The organism is Neisseria weixii (assembly GCF_002327085.1).
GTDB classification, from domain to species: Bacteria; Pseudomonadota; Gammaproteobacteria; order Burkholderiales; family Neisseriaceae; genus Neisseria; species Neisseria weixii.
The window spans coordinates 2346958-2363163 of the sequence record NZ_CP023429.1; the positions used below are offsets into that span (position 1 = coordinate 2346958).

At 48.7% G+C, this 16206-nt stretch carries 10 protein-coding genes, 1 tRNA gene and 3 pseudogenes; 5 read left to right on the plus strand and 9 right to left on the minus strand.

The features are described 5' to 3' along the window. Positions 1-181 precede the first annotated feature (181 nt). On the plus strand, positions 182-2968 hold the full coding sequence (gene ileS / locus CGZ65_RS11760) for an isoleucine--tRNA ligase (RefSeq protein ID WP_096295940.1): 2787 nt from the start codon (positions 182-184) through the stop codon (positions 2966-2968). A 91-nt stretch (positions 2969-3059) separates the two neighbouring features. Here the strand turns inward: ileS and CGZ65_RS11765 are convergent. Continuing rightward, positions 3060-4546, minus strand: a pseudogene (locus CGZ65_RS11765) (surface lipoprotein assembly modifier). A 114-nt stretch (positions 4547-4660) separates the two neighbouring features. Then, positions 4661-6094, minus strand: a complete 1434-nt coding sequence (locus CGZ65_RS14455; RefSeq protein ID WP_232507452.1) for a transferrin-binding protein-like solute binding protein — start codon at positions 6092-6094, stop codon at positions 4661-4663. Here CGZ65_RS14455 and CGZ65_RS13040 point away from each other — a divergent pair. The 3 genes and pseudogenes from CGZ65_RS13040 to ispH all read left to right on the plus strand — a co-directional run bounded on the left by CGZ65_RS13040 (position 6081) and on the right by ispH (position 8210). Next, on the plus strand, positions 6081-6422 hold the full coding sequence (locus CGZ65_RS13040) for a hypothetical protein (protein ID WP_123803569.1): 342 nt from the start codon (positions 6081-6083) through the stop codon (positions 6420-6422). The genes CGZ65_RS14455 and CGZ65_RS13040 overlap by 14 nt on opposite strands. A gap of 295 nt (positions 6423-6717) precedes the next feature. Beyond that, positions 6718-7217: pseudogene (gene lspA, locus CGZ65_RS11775) on the plus strand (signal peptidase II). A 24-nt stretch (positions 7218-7241) separates the two neighbouring features. Beyond that, positions 7242-8210: a 4-hydroxy-3-methylbut-2-enyl diphosphate reductase gene (gene ispH / locus CGZ65_RS11780; RefSeq protein ID WP_096295941.1), complete on the plus strand. Its 969-nt coding sequence runs from the start codon at positions 7242-7244 to the stop codon at positions 8208-8210. A gap of 92 nt (positions 8211-8302) precedes the next feature. Here the strand turns inward: ispH and yacG are convergent, their stop codons facing one another. The 6 genes from yacG to CGZ65_RS11810 form a co-directional block, all read right to left on the minus strand. Further along, complete coding sequence (gene yacG / locus CGZ65_RS11785) at positions 8303-8488, minus strand: DNA gyrase inhibitor YacG (protein WP_096295942.1); 186 nt, start codon at positions 8486-8488, stop codon at positions 8303-8305. Between the two features lie 2 nt (positions 8489-8490). Continuing rightward, a complete protein-coding gene (coaE, locus tag CGZ65_RS11790) occupies positions 8491-9099 on the minus strand; it encodes a dephospho-CoA kinase (RefSeq protein WP_096295943.1) in 609 nt (202 codons plus the stop codon). Next, positions 9100-9963, minus strand: coding sequence for a prepilin peptidase (locus tag CGZ65_RS11795; protein WP_096295944.1), 864 nt, complete (start codon positions 9961-9963; stop codon positions 9100-9102). It abuts the gene before it with no gap. Position 9964: 1 nt separating this feature from the next. Further along, positions 9965-11206, minus strand: a complete 1242-nt coding sequence (locus CGZ65_RS11800; RefSeq protein WP_096295945.1) for a type II secretion system F family protein — start codon at positions 11204-11206, stop codon at positions 9965-9967. Between the two features lie 74 nt (positions 11207-11280). Next, positions 11281-12960, minus strand: a complete 1680-nt coding sequence (pilB, locus tag CGZ65_RS11805) for a type IV-A pilus assembly ATPase PilB (RefSeq protein ID WP_096295946.1) — start codon at positions 12958-12960, stop codon at positions 11281-11283. A gap of 344 nt (positions 12961-13304) precedes the next feature. After that, positions 13305-13379 (minus strand) — tRNA-Phe (locus CGZ65_RS11810). A 249-nt stretch (positions 13380-13628) separates the two neighbouring features. Between CGZ65_RS11810 and CGZ65_RS11815 the strand changes: the two genes are divergently transcribed. Continuing rightward, positions 13629-14195: a hypothetical protein gene (locus CGZ65_RS11815; protein WP_096295947.1), complete on the plus strand. Its 567-nt coding sequence runs from the start codon at positions 13629-13631 to the stop codon at positions 14193-14195. 319 nt (positions 14196-14514) lie between these two features. On the opposite strand, the pseudogene groL reads toward CGZ65_RS11815, so the two are convergent. Then, a pseudogene (groL, locus tag CGZ65_RS11820) lies at positions 14515-16148 on the minus strand (chaperonin GroEL). Between the last annotated feature and the right edge of the window lie 58 nt (positions 16149-16206).

The following is a 16206-nucleotide window of genomic DNA, read 5'->3' on the forward strand; positions in this document are numbered from 1 at the left end:
CGGCCTTTTTTTGTCGGCAAACCGAATTTTTAAAATCATGGAAATATCCCCCAACCCACACCAAACCCCTTATAAAAACAACACAATTCCGCTACAATAACGCATTACGATTTTTTCAGACGGCCTACCAAGCAAAAGGCCGTCTGAAACCCAATTACACCATATAAATCCGAGAACAAACATGACCGATTACAGCAAAACCGTCAACCTGCTTGAAAGCCCGTTCCCAATGCGCGGCAATCTGGCCAAACGCGAACCTGCATGGCTTAAAAGCTGGTACGAACAAAAACGCTACCAAAAATTGCGCGACAAAACCAAAGGTCGCCCGAAATTCGTTCTGCACGATGGCCCGCCGTATGCCAACGGTGACATCCACATCGGTCATGCCGTCAACAAAATTCTGAAAGACATCATCATCCGCAGCAAGACCCAAGCCGGTTTCGATGCGCCTTATGTGCCCGGCTGGGACTGCCACGGCCTGCCGATTGAAGTGATGGTGGAAAAACTGCACGGCAAAGACATGCCTAAAGCACGTTTCCGCGAATTGTGCCGCGAATATGCCGCCGAACAAATCGCCCGCCAGAAAAAAGACTTCATCCGCTTGGGCGTATTGGGTGATTGGGACAATCCTTACCTGACCATGGATTTCCAAACCGAAGCCGACACCGTGCGCACTTTGGGTGAAATCTACAAAGCCGGTTATCTGTACCGCGGTGCCAAACCGGTGCAATTCTGTTTGGATTGCGGCTCATCATTGGCCGAAGCCGAAGTAGAATACAAAGACAAAATTTCCCCTGCCATCGATGTGGCTTATCTGTTTAAAGACAACGCAGCATTGGCCAAAGCCTTCGGCGTGAACAGTATTGACGGCGAAGCCTTCGCCGTGATTTGGACCACCACTCCGTGGACGCTGCCGGCGAGCCAAGCGATTTCTGCCGGCGCAGAAGTCGTGTACCAACTGATTGCCACCGACAAAGGCCATTTGGTCTTGGCCAAAGATTTGGCGGAAGACGCGCTGAAACGCTACGGCCTTTCAGACGGCATAACCGTCGTGGCCGAAACCACCGGCGCGCATTTGGAAAACCTGCATTTGAATCATCCGTTTATCGGCCGCGACATTCTGATGCTCAACGGCGCCCACGTGACCACCGATGCCGGCACGGGCTTGGTACACACCGCCCCTGCCCACGGTTTGGAAGACTACACCGTCTGCAACCAATACGGCATCGAGCTGTATAACCCTGTCAACGGCGAAGGCCGCTACATCGGCGAAGTGCCGCGTGTGGCCGGGCTGACCGTCTGGGAAGCCAATCCGGTGATTATCGAGTGGCTGCAAGAAAACAACCGTTTATTGTGCAACACCAAGCTGGAACACAGCTACGCCCACTGCTGGCGCCACAAAACCCCGCTGATTTACCGCGCCACCGGCCAATGGTTTATCGGCATGGACAAACCGGGTGCCGACGGCAAAACCTTGCGCGGCAATGCCATGAAAGCGGTGGACGACACCGAATTTTTCCCGTCATGGGGCCGTGCGCGTTTGCAGGCAATGATTGAAGGCCGTCCGGACTGGGTGATTTCGCGACAACGCTACTGGGGCACACCGATGACTTTCTTTGTGCACAAAGAAAGCGGCGAATTGCACCCGAATTCGGCCGAATTGCTGGAACAAGTGACGCAACGCATTGAAGCAACAGGCATTGAAGCTTGGTTTTCGCTGGATAAAAGCGAATTGCTGAGCGCGGAAGATTGCGGGCAATACGACAAACTGACCGACACGATGGATGTCTGGTTCGATTCAGGCTCAACCCACTATTCCGTATTAAAACAACGCGAAGAATTGGCGTGGCCGGCGGATTTGTATCTGGAAGGCAACGACCAGCACCGCGGCTGGTTCCAATCGTCTATGCTCACCGGCTGCGCCGCCATGGGTCGTGCACCTTACAAGCAATTACTGACCCACGGTTTCGTGGTCGATCAAAACGGCCGAAAGATGTCGAAATCCATCGGCAACGTAGTCGCGCCGCAAGAAGTGTACAACGAATTCGGCGCCGACATTCTTCGCTTGTGGGCTGCTTCCACCGATTATTCAGGCGAACTGGCGATTTCCAAAGAAATCCTCAAACGCGTGACCGAAAGCTACCGCCGCATCCGCAATACTTTGAGCTTCCTGTTTGCCAATTTGTCGGATTTCAACCCGTTTGAACACACCGTACCGCAAGACCAAATGGTCGAGCTTGACCGCTATGCACTGATTTTGGCGCGCCAACTGCAAGAACGCGTGGCCGGCGATTACTACCCGCGCTATGCCTTCCACTTTGCCGTGAAAGACATGGTGTCGTTCTGCTCGGAAGACTTGGGCGCGTTCTACTTGGATATTTTGAAAGACCGCCTGTACACCACCCAAGCCGACAGCCACGCCCGCCGCAGCGCGCAAACCGCCCTGTACCACATCACCCGCAGCCTGGTGCTGCTGATTGCGCCGGTATTGTGTTTCACCGGTGAAGAAGCTTGGGACATCATCGGCGGCGGCGAAGAAGACAGCGTCTTGTTCCACACATGGCACGAATTCCCGCCGATTAACGAAAAAGCCGAAGCCGAAATCGTGAAAAAGTGGGCGGCCGTGCGCGAAGTGCGCGAAGCCGTCACCGCTGCGATTGAGCCGCTGCGTACCGACAAAACCGTCGGTTCTTCACTGCAAGCCGAAGTCGACATTCACGCACCGGAAACATTGGCAGGCTATCTGAAAGCCTTGGGCGAAGAATTGCGCTTTGCCCTGCTGGTTTCCAAAGCCAACGTGCACAAAGCCGACGAGTTGAGCGTGACCGCCCAAGCCAGCAACGGCGAAAAATGCGAACGCTGCTGGCACTACACTGACGACATCGGCAGCGTAGCAGGCCATGCCACCGTGTGCAAACGCTGCGCCGATAATGTCGATGGCAAAGGCGAAGAGCGGTATTACGCTTAACGCCTGCCAACAATTAATTTAAAACAATTAATTTAACCGGCAAATAAACCAAAGGCCGTCTGAAAAATATTTGTTTCAGACGGCCTTTCGATTAAAACGTCTTGCCCAATTCAATAAACATACGGCTTTTACCGTATTCGTAGAATTTATCGTTGCTCAGGTTTTTGTGATGCGACACCGTCAGCCTAGGGGTAATGCCTTTGAAATGCACTCCACGATGCCACAGCGACAAGGTTGCACCCAATTCCTTATCCTGCCGTTTGTCGCCATTGCTGAAAAAGCTTGCATCATCATAATTCCGTTTGGCAGCATTCAGTTGCAGACGGCTCGACAAACCGCCCTGCCATTCCTGCCCCCATGCCACACGCAAGCCATAACGGCTGAAGCTTTCCGACTCATCATCTTTATTGCGTTCGCGATACCAATCCGCACCTGCCAGCCAATATTGGCGGGCATTGGCATAATACACCAGTGAGGTGCTGAACAAACGGCTTTGGTTATCCGAATCCGCACGGCGGGTATTTTTCAGACGGCCAAATTCCGCCGCCGTTAAGGTTTGGATTTTCGGCGTATGCCAGCGGTTCCAATGCAGACGCACACCGCCGGTGTAAGTATAAGGGTCGTTGCCGTAAAAACGCCGCTCGAGAAAAGGCGTCACTCCCGCATCGGTACGCTGGTCGGCATGACCGATTCCGGCAGATACCCGGCCTATTAAATCGTTATAAGTGGTGTGGTTGGGATAAACTTTACCGTACACATCCGCGCCGGCCGTGGCATACCAACCTTTAGGCAGCGACCATTTTTTTTCGGTGCCGGCTTGATAATTGACGGCGGCCGCATCAATCGGCGCATTGAATGTCCATCCGCGGAAACAATCGTCATCAGGTTGGATTTGTCTGGCCGCGACGCATTGCTCCTCCCCAACTGCCCGCCCAAACGGCGTTGACGTGGTGCCTGATTGATATTCTGCTCGCGGGTAATGTTCAGCGATGCATTAAACTGCCACGAATCGCGATCACGCAAAGCCTTGCGGTAGGCTTTGATTTCATTTTTCACCGCTTCAGGCATGTCTTCGCTCTGCAAACGGTCGAATTGATCGGCTGCCGCTTCGTTCTGCTTATCTTCAAACAAGGCTTTGGCCAACTGTAAGCGCACCATCGGCGCATTCGGATTGTCGGCAATAAATTCACGGTACACGCTCACCGCTTCCCCCGCCTTACCTTCGCCCTGCGCCAACAAACCGCGCGCATAACGCGCCATAGGCTGATCGTGTTGCGGCCACTTCTCATAAATCGGCAACACTGCCTTGATACCGGCAATATTCTGTGCCACCACCGCCGAATACATTGCACGCTCCAGCAATTCCGTATTGGCCAATAATATTTCCTCATCGACCTGCAATACTTTTTCAGACGGCTTGGCTGCTTCTTTCACATGCACAGGAATTTCCGGCGTTTGCGGCTCTGCCACATTGATTTTTAATTCCACTTCCGTCCGCGGTTCAGACGGCCTGACCGCATCCGCCGCAAATCCCGCCGCAGGAAACAGCAGCCAACTCAACATTATTGTTTTTTTCATAATTTAAACCAACACTTCCCCAAATACTGCCATATATTTACGCCAAGTATACCTCATCTTCAGACAAACAGGCCGTCTGAAACTTTTTCAGACGGCCTGTCTTCAGCTTAAAGGTTATTGGCGCTTCGCACCGTAGCCACCGATCAACTGCTCGGTATCGGCCGCATTCTTCAGGCCGTAAGTACCGCCGATTTCAGCAGCATTGGCACCGTAGAATTTACCGTTTAAATCACCGCTTAAGCCGTTAGTGGTTTTTGCATTGCCTACAAAGTGGTTAGCATTGCCCCAGGCAGCAGTACCTTTGATATTGTAGCCAGCTGCAGCGGTACTGGTACGTACGCTGTTATTCAGACTGTGAACCTGAGAGTTCAAGGTTTCAAAACGTACGCCTTTTTTAGCAAAATCAACCACAGCTTTGACATCAGCAGTTAACTGACGCTGTTTTCCACCTTCAACCAAATAGGCAGTAGTCAAACCGTTATACGTTGCTGTACCGTTGGCTGGCAGGCTGCCGAATACGGTTTCATCACCTAAGGTTTGATATCCATGAATCACGCCATTTTTCGGGTCGGTGTGATACGCAAAAGTTTGATAAGTCCAACCAGCCGCCGCCGGATCGTGCATCACAATACGGGCACCGTCAGAGAACTGTACAATATATACACCGTCGAATTTTTTATCAAACACCAAACCGTTTTTATCTTTTTTGATGTAGGCAATTCCATCAACTGAACTTTCCACACCGTTAGCCAATTGGGGACGTGCTGTCATGTAAGCATCGTAAAGCGGCTGCCATTTGGCAATTTCCTTTTGGGCTGCTTGACGTGCTGCCTCATCTTTTGCTGATTCCAGTGCTTTTTTGGCTGATTCGATTGCTTGATAAGCTTCTTCAATTGAGGCATCGAAACTTGCCGTACCGGTAGCAAATTTACTGCCTTTAGGCAAACCGGCATGTGTACTGACGTCAGATTTCGAAATACCGCCGGAATAGGCCTTGGCAATCATTGAATATGGCGTAGTAAAATTAACAGTAGTAGCGTTACCCGCAGCTGTGCTGTTATTAATCACCACTCCGTCCAACTTCACTTCTTGATTGGCATTCGACGCCAAAGAGCTAATCAAACCGCCTTGATTGGTCGTAAAATCATTTTGACCATCGATTTTACGCAATTGAATGTTCGGGTTGTTTTGTTGTGCTGCGGCTGATTCGATAAAATCGGTGTGCAGCGGAGTCGGCAGGTTGAGCGCAGCCAACGGGCTATGGTCGGTTACCAATTGCGCAGACAGCTTGTCGAGTTTGGACTTCTCAGCTGTAGTAATCAATGTTTTCTGCTGTTCATTCAAAGCATTGAACGCTTGCTGTGCTTCAGTCAAGGCTTTCTCTTCCTCAGCAGTGTCGACATCCTTGGCTGAGTCGGGTAAAGCTGAAATTTTCTTCTTTAATATATCTACTGCCGCATCTGCTTCCTGAATCACCGCTCCATCAGAAGACTTACTTCCTTCCGCCGCTGTTTTCACAGCTTCTGCCACTGCTTTGAGCTTATCCAAAGTCTCTTATACCGACCAGCTGTTTAGAAGCATCAGAAAGGCTGTTATAAGCGTTAATAACGGCAGCCACTGCCTCGGCATCGGCAGCAGTAAGCTCTTCTACTGGCTTCAACGCAGCAGCTTTGCCAATCACGCTGCGCGCACTGGTGGCATATTTACCAATTCCGTACTAGGTGAGCTACCGCCGCCACCGCAAGCCGACAACAACGCCGCACTAACAGCAGTAAATAAAATGGTTTTAATCCTGATATTTTTCAACATGAAAACTCCCTGTAATGGTATCTTTAAAAAAGGGTTAGCCTGTGAGCGTACTTATTTTCCAAGCTGATTGTTATGCATAAAAAATAAACAATTTGAAATATTTTTTACATTTCATAAAGAACTTTTTTCTCATTCTTTGATTTTTGTTTTACTTATACGACAACAATATTAGTCATAAGATGCTCCATAATCAAATTTACTGGGATTTTAAATATTTATTTATCTCAAAACGGATTTTCCAACCTACAGATTACGCATTTTCTTGCTTCATCCTCCCTGTTTCAGACGCATTGATTTTGCCCACCTTAGCTTTACTTTCGGGTAAAATACTCTCTTTTACCGACTTCAGGCCTTCTGAAAACATGAGTTCTAAAATTCCTTATCTTCTGCTGGCTTTGGCGGCAATCATACTGGACCAAATCAGTAAATTTTGGACACTGGCGAATTTCCGCTATCAGGAACGCTTCAATATCATTCCCGATTTTTTCGATTGGACACTGGTATTCAATCCGGGGGCGGCGTTCAGCTTTTTGGCCGATCAGGGGGCTGGCAGAAATATTTCTTTTTAACGCTGGCTCTGGTCATCATCGGCTACTTGTGGCGCGGCATTGTGAAAAACGATTTTGCGCGCTGGGGAAAAATCGGTGCGGCGATGATTATCGGCGGCGCAATCGGCAACGCCATCGACCGTGTGATTCACGGCCATGTGGTTGATTTTCTACTGTTTTATTGGCAAGATTGGCATTATCCTGCGTTTAACATTGCCGACAGTTTTATCTGCGTGGGCGCGGTATTGTTAATATTAGATGGCTTTTCAAGCAAACATAAAAAGGATACTGCGGCAGAGAATCAGGCCGTCTGAAACTGAATTTTTCGGAATACACACATGACAAACAAAACCATTATGCTGGCCAATCCGCGCGGCTTCTGTGCCGGCGTTGACCGCGCTATTGAAATCGTAGAGCGGGCGCTGGAAGAATACGGCGCGCCGATTTATGTGCGCCATGAAGTCGTGCATAATAAATTCGTGGTCGATAACCTGCGTGACAAAGGCGCAATTTTTATTGAAGAATTATCGGAAGTACCGGCCGGTGCCACGCTGATTTATTCAGCGCACGGTGTCTCGAAGGCCGTGCAGGGCGAAGCGGTTGCGCGCGGTTTCCGTGTGTTTGATGCCACTTGCCCGCTGGTTACGAAAGTGCATAAAGAAGTGGCGCGGCTGGATGAGCAGGATTATCAAATCATCATGATCGGCCACAAAGGCCATGTCGAAGTGGAAGGTACGATGGGGCAACTGCCACCCGGCAAAATGCTGCTGGTCGAAACGGTCGAAGATGTGGCCTTGCTGGAAGTGGCCAACCCCGACAAGCTGGCTTATGTAAGTCAAACGACTTTATCGGTGGACGAAACGAAAGACATCATCGAAGCACTGAATACGCGTTTCCCCAACATCCGCAACCCGCACAAAGAAGATATTTGCTATGCCACCACCAACCGTCAAAAAGCGGTGAAAGATTTGGCAGCCGAATGCGATATTGTGATTGTGGTCGGTTCGCCTAATTCATCGAACAGTAACCGTTTACGCGAAGTGGCGGCGGTGCGCGGCGTAGATGCATATATGGTTGACAACGCCAGCTATCTGCAGAAAGAATGGTTCAACGGCAAAACCAAAGTCGGCGTGACAGCAGGTGCATCGGCGCCGGAAGTGTTGGTGCAGGAAGTCTTGCAAACCATCCAATCTTGGGGACATGACACCGTGCATGAAGGCGAAGGCACCGAAGAAAGCATTGTGTTTGTACTACCGAAAGAATTGCGTCGCGAAGGCGAAAACAAGCAGATTTTGAATAAGGGTTAATTTATTTTTAGAATAACAAAGGCCGTCTGAAAGATTATCTTTCAGACGGCCTTTGTTACCTCTTTGTTACCTTCGGTATGTTATTGATTCGTTTATTTCAATAAATCCGACAAACTATCATCTTCAACCGCTTCGACACTGTAACGCTCTTCTGCCCACTCGCCTAAATCAATCAGCTTGCAACGACGGCTGCAAAACGGACGGTATTTGCTTTCACTGCTCCAAATAACCGACGTTTGGCAGGTCGGGCATTTAACGATGGTGATGTGCTCATTCATATTCAGACTGCCTTAAGTGTGTGCAGATAATAACGATGCAAACGCTGGATTTTTTCAGCTAAATTGTTCAGACTGCCGTCATTTTTAACCACATCATCAGCATGCAGCAACCGTTCGCGACGTGGTGCTTGGCTAGCCATAATACGGCGGATTTCATCTTCGCTCAAGCCGCTACGCTGTTTGACACGCTCGATTTGGGTGGCTTCATCCACATCTATTACCAACACGCGTTGCACCAAAGCAAGAAACGGCGGCTTTTCCACCAACAGCGGCACATCGATGATACCGTAAATTTTATCCGGATACTGCGCTTGTTGCAGGCGGATTTCTGCCAATATCAGCGGAAATATCAAAGCTTCAAGTATGGCTTTGGTTTGAGACCGTCTGAACACTTCATCACGCAACGCAGCACGATTCAGACGACCTTCACTTTCAAATACATGCTCACCAATGGTTTCACGGATGGCAGGCAGTACTTTACCATTATCTGCCGTCAGGCTGCGGCTAAGTGCATCAGCATCAATATGCGGTACACACAGCGCGACGAATTCTGCGGCAGCTTGCGACTTTCCACTGCCGATACCGCCTGTCAATCCCACCCAAACCGTCATTTAAAATCCTGATTTCATTAGCCACCATTGAATCAATTGGTGAATCGGTTCACTGGCAATGAAAATAACCCATCCTGCCACCGCCAAGCTTGGGCCGAACGCAAATTGCTGCCCTTTGCCGACACGTGATAAAAGCGCGACGATAATGCCGATTAAGGCCGCCATAAACACCAATACCGGCAACACCCCGACACCCAGCCATGCACCCAGTGCAGCCAATAATTTAAAGTCGCCGCCACCCATGCCGATTTTGCCGGTTAAGAGTTTATAGACATAACACAGCAGCCACAAACTCATATAACCGCAAACCGCGCCCAGCACCGCTGATTGCAGCGTGGTAAATGCGCCGTTGAAGTTATACAGCAAGCCCAACCACACCAGCGACAAGGTCAGAGAATCGGGCAGATATTGGGTATCGTAGTCGATAAAGGTCAGTGCAATCAGCATAGCGGTGAAAATCAAGCCGCCAAACGTCAACCACGACCAGCCGTATTGCCACGCTACCACACTGAATAAAACGCCCGTGAGCAATTCCACTAAGGGATAACGGATACTGATGGGTGTTTTGCACGAACTGCATTTACCGCCCAACAGCAAATAACTGACAATCGGAATATTCTGCCAGGCCTTCACCGGTGCGTGACATTTCGGACAGCGCGAATCCGGTTTCGACAACGTAAACGGTGCTTCTTCTTCGGCTGTTAGCGGCAAATTTAAATGTTCTTTAGCAAATTGCGTCCAGCCCCGCTCCATCATTACCGGAACGCGGTAAATGACCACATTCAAAAAACTGCCGATCAACAAACCGAAAATCACAGTCAAAGGTAGAACAAATGGTGCTAATTGATTCCAAATTTCCAACATCTTAGCCCACCACGTTGCCCAAGTTGAACAAAGGCAGGTACATGGCCACCAGTAATATACCGATTAACGAACCCAACACCACCATGATAATCGGCTCCATCAATGACGATAATTGGGCAACGGCATTGTCGACTTCGTCTTCATAAAACTCAGCCGCTTTGTTCAACATATCGTCTAAAGAACCTGATTCCTCACCAATGGCGGCCATCTGAATCACCATATTGGGGAACATTTCGGTTGTCTGCATACTGGAAGTCAGCGACAAACCTTGTGTGACTTTGGCACGGATGTCTTGTGTGGCTTCTTCGTAAAGAATATTGCCGGACGCACCTGCCACCGACTCCAATACTTCTACCAGCGGCACACCCGCGGCAAACAAGGTGGAAGTGGTGCGCGACCAGCGTGCAATCGTGGCCTTTTTCACAATCGAACCGAAAATTGGCAGCTTGAGCAACATGGCATCAACACGTTTTTGAAAAGCCGGTGATTTTTGGCGCAGCTTGTAAAGACCGAAAATCATCAGAATCAGGACGATAATCATGATCCAACCGTACGCGACAAAAAAGTCGGAAATATTCATCACAACTTGGGTCAGCCACGGCAGTTCCGCGCCCATGCCGCTGTATACTTCTTTAAAGGCAGGCAGTACAAACATCATCATCACAAACATCAACACCACAGCCACCACCACAATCGAAATCGGATAGGTAAGTGCAGATTTGACTTTTTTCTTAATGGCTTGCGTTTTCTCTTTATATACTGCCAATTTATCCAACAAGCCTTCCAATACACCGCCGGTTTCGCCTGCCGCCACCAAATTACAGTAGAAACGGTCGAAATATTTAGGGTGTTTGGCAAAAGCTTTACCTAATGCACTCCCCTGCTCGACATCGGCACGGATTTGCATCAGCATCTGCGTCATGGAAGGATTAGAATGGCCACGCGCCACGATTTCAAAAGCCTGCATCAAAGGCAGACCGGCTTTCATCATGGTCGCCAATTGACGGGTAAATACGGTGATGTCTTCTTGCGTAATGCGGCGCTTGCGTACTGCTTTCACCTTACTGATACGCAACGGGCGGATACCGCGACGCTGAAGCTTTTTACGCGCTTCTTCTTCGTCTTTCGCCACCACTTCACCACGAACCACTTGATCAGTATTGGTATTTTTACCTTCAAATGTAAAACGTTTACCTTTGCTCTTTTGGGCGAACAAGCCCTTTTTTTGCTCTTCTTGAGCCATAATTTAATTACCCTTAATTTCATATGAGAAAAAATGAGAAACACAATTCCCCTTGCTTTTCCCATTCTTAAAAATTAGTCATTGGTGTGAGCCGTTACTTCTTCCAACGAAGTTAAACCCTGCATCACTTTCAATAGACCTGCACGGCGCAAATCCACCATACCTTCTTGATAAGCCATGTTTTGAATATCGACTTCCGTACCGTTATTCATAATGACACGCTGCATTTCTTCGGTAATCGGCATTACTTCATACACGCCGACACGACCTTTGAAACCCTTGCCACGACAACTGTCGCAACCGACAGGGCGGTACATTTGCCAATCTTTGGCCAAATCTTCATCGGTAAAACCGGCTTTTTTCAATGCCGGCACCGGCGGGCGCTCAATCGCTTTTTTGCAGTTTGGACACAAGCGACGCAACAAACGCTGCGCCATAATCAAACTCACCGAGCTGGCGATATTAAATGGCGCCACCCCCATATTCAACATACGCGACAAAGTTGCCGGTGCATTATTGGTATGCAATGTCGAGAACACCATATGGCCGGTTTGCGCCGCTTTAATCGCAATATCTGCAGTTTCCAAGTCACGAATCTCACCGACCATAATGATATCCGGATCCTGACGCAGGAAAGATTTCAGCGCGGCCGCAAAGGTCAGACCCTGTTTGTCATTGACGTTGACCTGATTAATCCCCGGCAAGTTGATCTCGGCAGGGTCTTCTGCCGTGGAAATATTCACATCTTCGGTATTTAGAATATTTAAACAGGTATAAAGCGAAACAGTTTTACCCGAGCCGGTAGGGCCGGTCACCAGCACCATACCGTAAGGGCGATGAATAGCTTCAAGCAGCATTTCTTTTTGGAATGGCTCAAAGCCCAATTGGTCGATATTCAATGTAGTGGCATCCGAATTCAGGATACGCATTACCACTTTTTCACCGAACAAAGTCGGCAAGGTGCTCACACGGAAGTCAATCGGACGGCCATGTTTATGAAAAGCAATCTGAATACGGCCGTCTTGCGGTACACGTTTTTCAGAGATATCCAAACGCGCCATCACTTTAATACGCGATGCCAACTGGCCGCGCACGGCAACTGGCGGCTGTACCACTTCACGCAACTGTCCATCAACACGGAAACGCACGCGTGCCATTTGTTCGTAAAATTCAAAATGGATATCCGATGCGCCGGCATTCAAGGCATCAGACAATGTTTTATGAATAAAACGCGGAATCGGGCCGTCTTCCGCTTCTTCATTGTCGATATACAGCGCTTGCGATGGTTGGGAAGATTCCTGCTCTTGGGTGATTTCTTTCAAAATGGTGGTCGAGCGTTGACCAATCCATTCCAGCAAAGAACTTAACTGGTCATGCGGCACCACCACCAAATCAACGGAAATACCTAAAGAAAAAGCGATTTTTTGGAAATTTTGAATCTGGGTCGGATCAGACACCGCCAAATAAACCTTACGGCCTCGGCGGAAAATCGGCACACATCGGTTTTGCACCATCTGCTCTTCAGTCAAAACATCCGTCAACACATGACTGCGCGGATAATGATGCAAATCCAGTAAAGGATAGCTGAACACACGCGCCACCAGCTCACCAAGGGCTTTGGGAGAAATCACACCATCATCAAAAAGCATCGACATAATGTCTTTATGCGCTTTAATCGCCGCTTGATAATGTTCTGCCTGAGTAGGCGTAATCGTTTGACTTTGCACCAATACGCGCAGTAATCCGACACTCATTTTGACCTGATCCGTTCTTAGCAAAGCATCATCCCTGAGCTTTGCTATGTGTTTAATTATGAATACCCTAAAACCTCCGGCGGCCTTTTGTTTTCCCTTTTACCTTTACCGGTCAGAAGTGGGTCATTTATTTACGTTTAATGTTATGTTTATTGTTTTATTCAATATGCGTTTGTTATTATAAAACAAGCTGAGCCAGTCTCAAACCTGCTTTTGAAATTGTATCAACAATTAGAAACTATTTCACAACAGATATAATGTTTGAACTGCTACGTACAAAAAGGCCGGATAATTTCCGGCCTTTTCAAATTTTTTAGATAAAAAAATAACCGCTAGAGCGGTTTTGGTGGCCAGAGGCGGATCGAACCGCCGACACACGGATTTTCAATCCGTTGCTCTACCAACTGAGCTATCTGGCCTTCTCGTCTTTTGTTGCGAGATGTTTATTAAACCAAAAACACCGCCTTCACGCAAGCCTTATTTGACAAAAATATTCATAAAACAACTAAACTCATGTTTTATATTGAATTAAAATTTCATGATTTTGCCGTGATTTCCGGCATTTTCTGCGAATTTATTTTATCAAGCCGTCTGAAAACAGAATCATGGTCGCGTATCCTGTTTTTAAGCTACAATAGCAGTTTGCCCTTTCGATAAAAAACACACACATGCTTTACCAATTTTTAAAAGATATGCTGGATATTCTGCGCCTGCGCTACCGATCGCCGATGGAATATCTCTACACGCTGCCGGTAATCGCCGCCGTGTTGTTACTGCTGGGTATCATCAATGCGGCCAGCATGTCGCCTTTATTCGGCCAAGAACCCGCCGCGATAGTGTTTGCGGTTTTACTCACCATCGTCAAATGGCTGGTATTAAGCCGCGCCATGCGTACGGTGATTCATTATTACGGCGGCACGCCACGCTTGCCCTTATGGGGTTTCACTTTGGCTTCCGAAGCCTTAGCGATTCCTATGCTGGCTTTGTTTTATGTCCCTCAACTGGCCACGCTGGCACTGTTTTACCAAGCCTGGAGCTTTGGGGCGCAAGCCATTGGCTTCATGAAAATGGGCAATGTTTCGGGCTGGAAAATCATGTTGGGTTATCTTTTATATTTCCTCGGCACGCTGGCCGTCGGCTCGGTTTTGCTGATTTTGTTTATCCAAGCAGGCTGGATGGATGCCGACACCTTGAACCAACAATTGCAAGCCATTATGCAGACTAAAGATTCTTAAATAGATAGAGGCCGTCTGAAACGTTTCAGACGGCCTCTAAACTTATAGCTTGCAACCCTACTATTTATAATTTCTACGCAGTTGGGGGAGTTTAGACATTCAAATTACTGCCATAGCCAAATATCCTGAACCCATATCTGGGTTCCCGTCTGTACTAGGGCGGCTGGGCAGATTTGTGTAGCTAATGCGGCTTAAAATTTCTGAAAAGTTACAAGTTTTACAAAAATTTCAATCTTATTGTATGCACACAAAAAAATCCCACACAACCAAAAGCGTGTGGGATTTTCCTTTTACAATCTGAAATGTTGAGACGGCCTTATTACATCATGCCGCCCATACCACCCATGCCGCCCATATCAGGCATAGCAGGTTTGTCTTCAGGGATTTCGGCAATCATGCAGTCAGTAGTCAGCATCAAACCGGCAATCGATGCGGCATGTTGCAATGCAGAACGGGTCACTTTAGCCGGATCCAACACACCCATCTCAATCATGTCACCGTATTCGCCGCTGCCTGCGTTGTAGCCATAGTTGCCTTGACCTTCCAACACTTTGTTTACCACCACGCTTGGCTCGCCGCCGGCATTGGCCACGATTTGACGCAGCGGAGACTCAATCGCGCGCAATACGATTTGTACGCCTGCATCTTGGTCGGCATTGCCGGTGTGCAGGTTTTCCAAAGCCGAACGGGCACGCAGCAAGGCCACACCACCGCCTGCTACCACACCTTCTTCAACCGCAGCACGGGTTGCATGCAGCGCGTCTTCCACGCGGTCTTTCTTCTCTTTCATTTCCACTTCGGTTGCGGCACCGACTTTAATCACCGCCACGCCGCCGGCCAATTTGGCCACGCGCTCTTGCAGTTTTTCACGGTCGTAGTCGCTGGTGGCCACTTCTATTTGTTGACGGATTTCCGCCACACGGCCTTCGATTTGAGCGGCATCACCGAAACCATCAATAATGGTGGTGTTTTCTTTGCCGATTTCAATGCGTTTGGCTTGACCCAAATCTTCCAAAGTGGCTTTTTCCAAAGACAAGCCTACTTCTTCTGAAATCACTTGGCCGCCGGTCAAAATGGCGATGTCTTGCAACATGGCTTTGCGGCGGTCGCCAAAGCCCGGGCTTTCACGGCCACGGTTTTCAGGATGCCGCGGATGTTGTTCACCACCAAAGTTGCCAAGGCTTCACCTTCAACGTCTTCAGCAATGATCAGCAGCGGACGGCTGGTTTTGGCGATTTGTTCCAAAACAGGCAGCAAATCGCGGATGTTGCTGATTTTTTTGTCGAACAACAATACAAACGGATTATCCAAGGCGGCGATTTGTTTTTCGGCATCGTTGATGAAGTATGGTGACAGATAGCCGCGGTCGAACTGCATACCTTCAACCACATCCAACTCGTTTTCCAACGATTTGCCGTCTTCTACGGTAATCACGCCTTCTTTACCGACTTTTTCCATCGCTTCGGCAATGATTTGGCCGACTTGCTCGTCAGAGTTAGCCGAAATCGAACCCACTTGGGCAATTTCTTTAGAAGTGTCGCAAGGTTTCGCGATGTTTTTCAATTCCTCCACCAAAGCGGCTACTGCTTTATCGATACCGCGTTTCAGATCGGTCGGGTTCATACCGGCGGTAACGTATTTCATGCCTTCTGCCACGATGGCTTGCGCCAATACGGTCGCGGTAGTGGTACCGTCACCAGCCACATCGTTGGTTTTAGAAGCCACTTCTTTCACCATTTGTGCGCCCATGTTTTCGAATTTGTCTTTCAATTCGATTTCTTTGGCGACAGTCACGCCGTCCTTGGTGATGTGCGGGCCGCCGAATGCGCGATCCAATACCACGTTGCGGCCTTTAGGGCCTAAGGTTACACGCACGGCGTTGGCTAAAGTGTTGACACCGTTAACCATTTTCTGGCGAACTTCGCTACCGAATTGTACGTCTTTTGCTGTCATTTATATGCTCCAATAAATTATCTGGTTGGCGGCCGTCTGAACCTTGTCAGAAGACCTA

Excerpts from the sequence above, each read along its gene's own strand:
- ileS (WP_096295940.1), top strand. The coding sequence starts at position 182 with ATGACCGATTACAGCAAAACCGTCAACCTGCTTGAAAGCCCGTTCCCA.
- ispH (WP_096295941.1), top strand. The coding sequence starts at position 7,242 with ATGACAAACAAAACCATTATGCTGGCCAATCCGCGCGGCTTCTGTGCC.
- yacG (WP_096295942.1), bottom strand. The coding sequence starts at position 8,488 with ATGAATGAGCACATCACCATCGTTAAATGCCCGACCTGCCAAACGTCG.
- coaE (WP_096295943.1), bottom strand. The coding sequence starts at position 9,099 with ATGACGGTTTGGGTGGGATTGACAGGCGGTATCGGCAGTGGAAAGTCG.
- CGZ65_RS11795 (WP_096295944.1), bottom strand. The coding sequence starts at position 9,963 with ATGTTGGAAATTTGGAATCAATTAGCACCATTTGTTCTACCTTTGACT.
- CGZ65_RS11800 (WP_096295945.1), bottom strand. The coding sequence starts at position 11,206 with ATGGCTCAAGAAGAGCAAAAAAAGGGCTTGTTCGCCCAAAAGAGCAAA.
- pilB (WP_096295946.1), bottom strand. The coding sequence starts at position 12,960 with ATGAGTGTCGGATTACTGCGCGTATTGGTGCAAAGTCAAACGATTACG.
- CGZ65_RS11815 (WP_096295947.1), top strand. The coding sequence starts at position 13,629 with ATGCTTTACCAATTTTTAAAAGATATGCTGGATATTCTGCGCCTGCGC.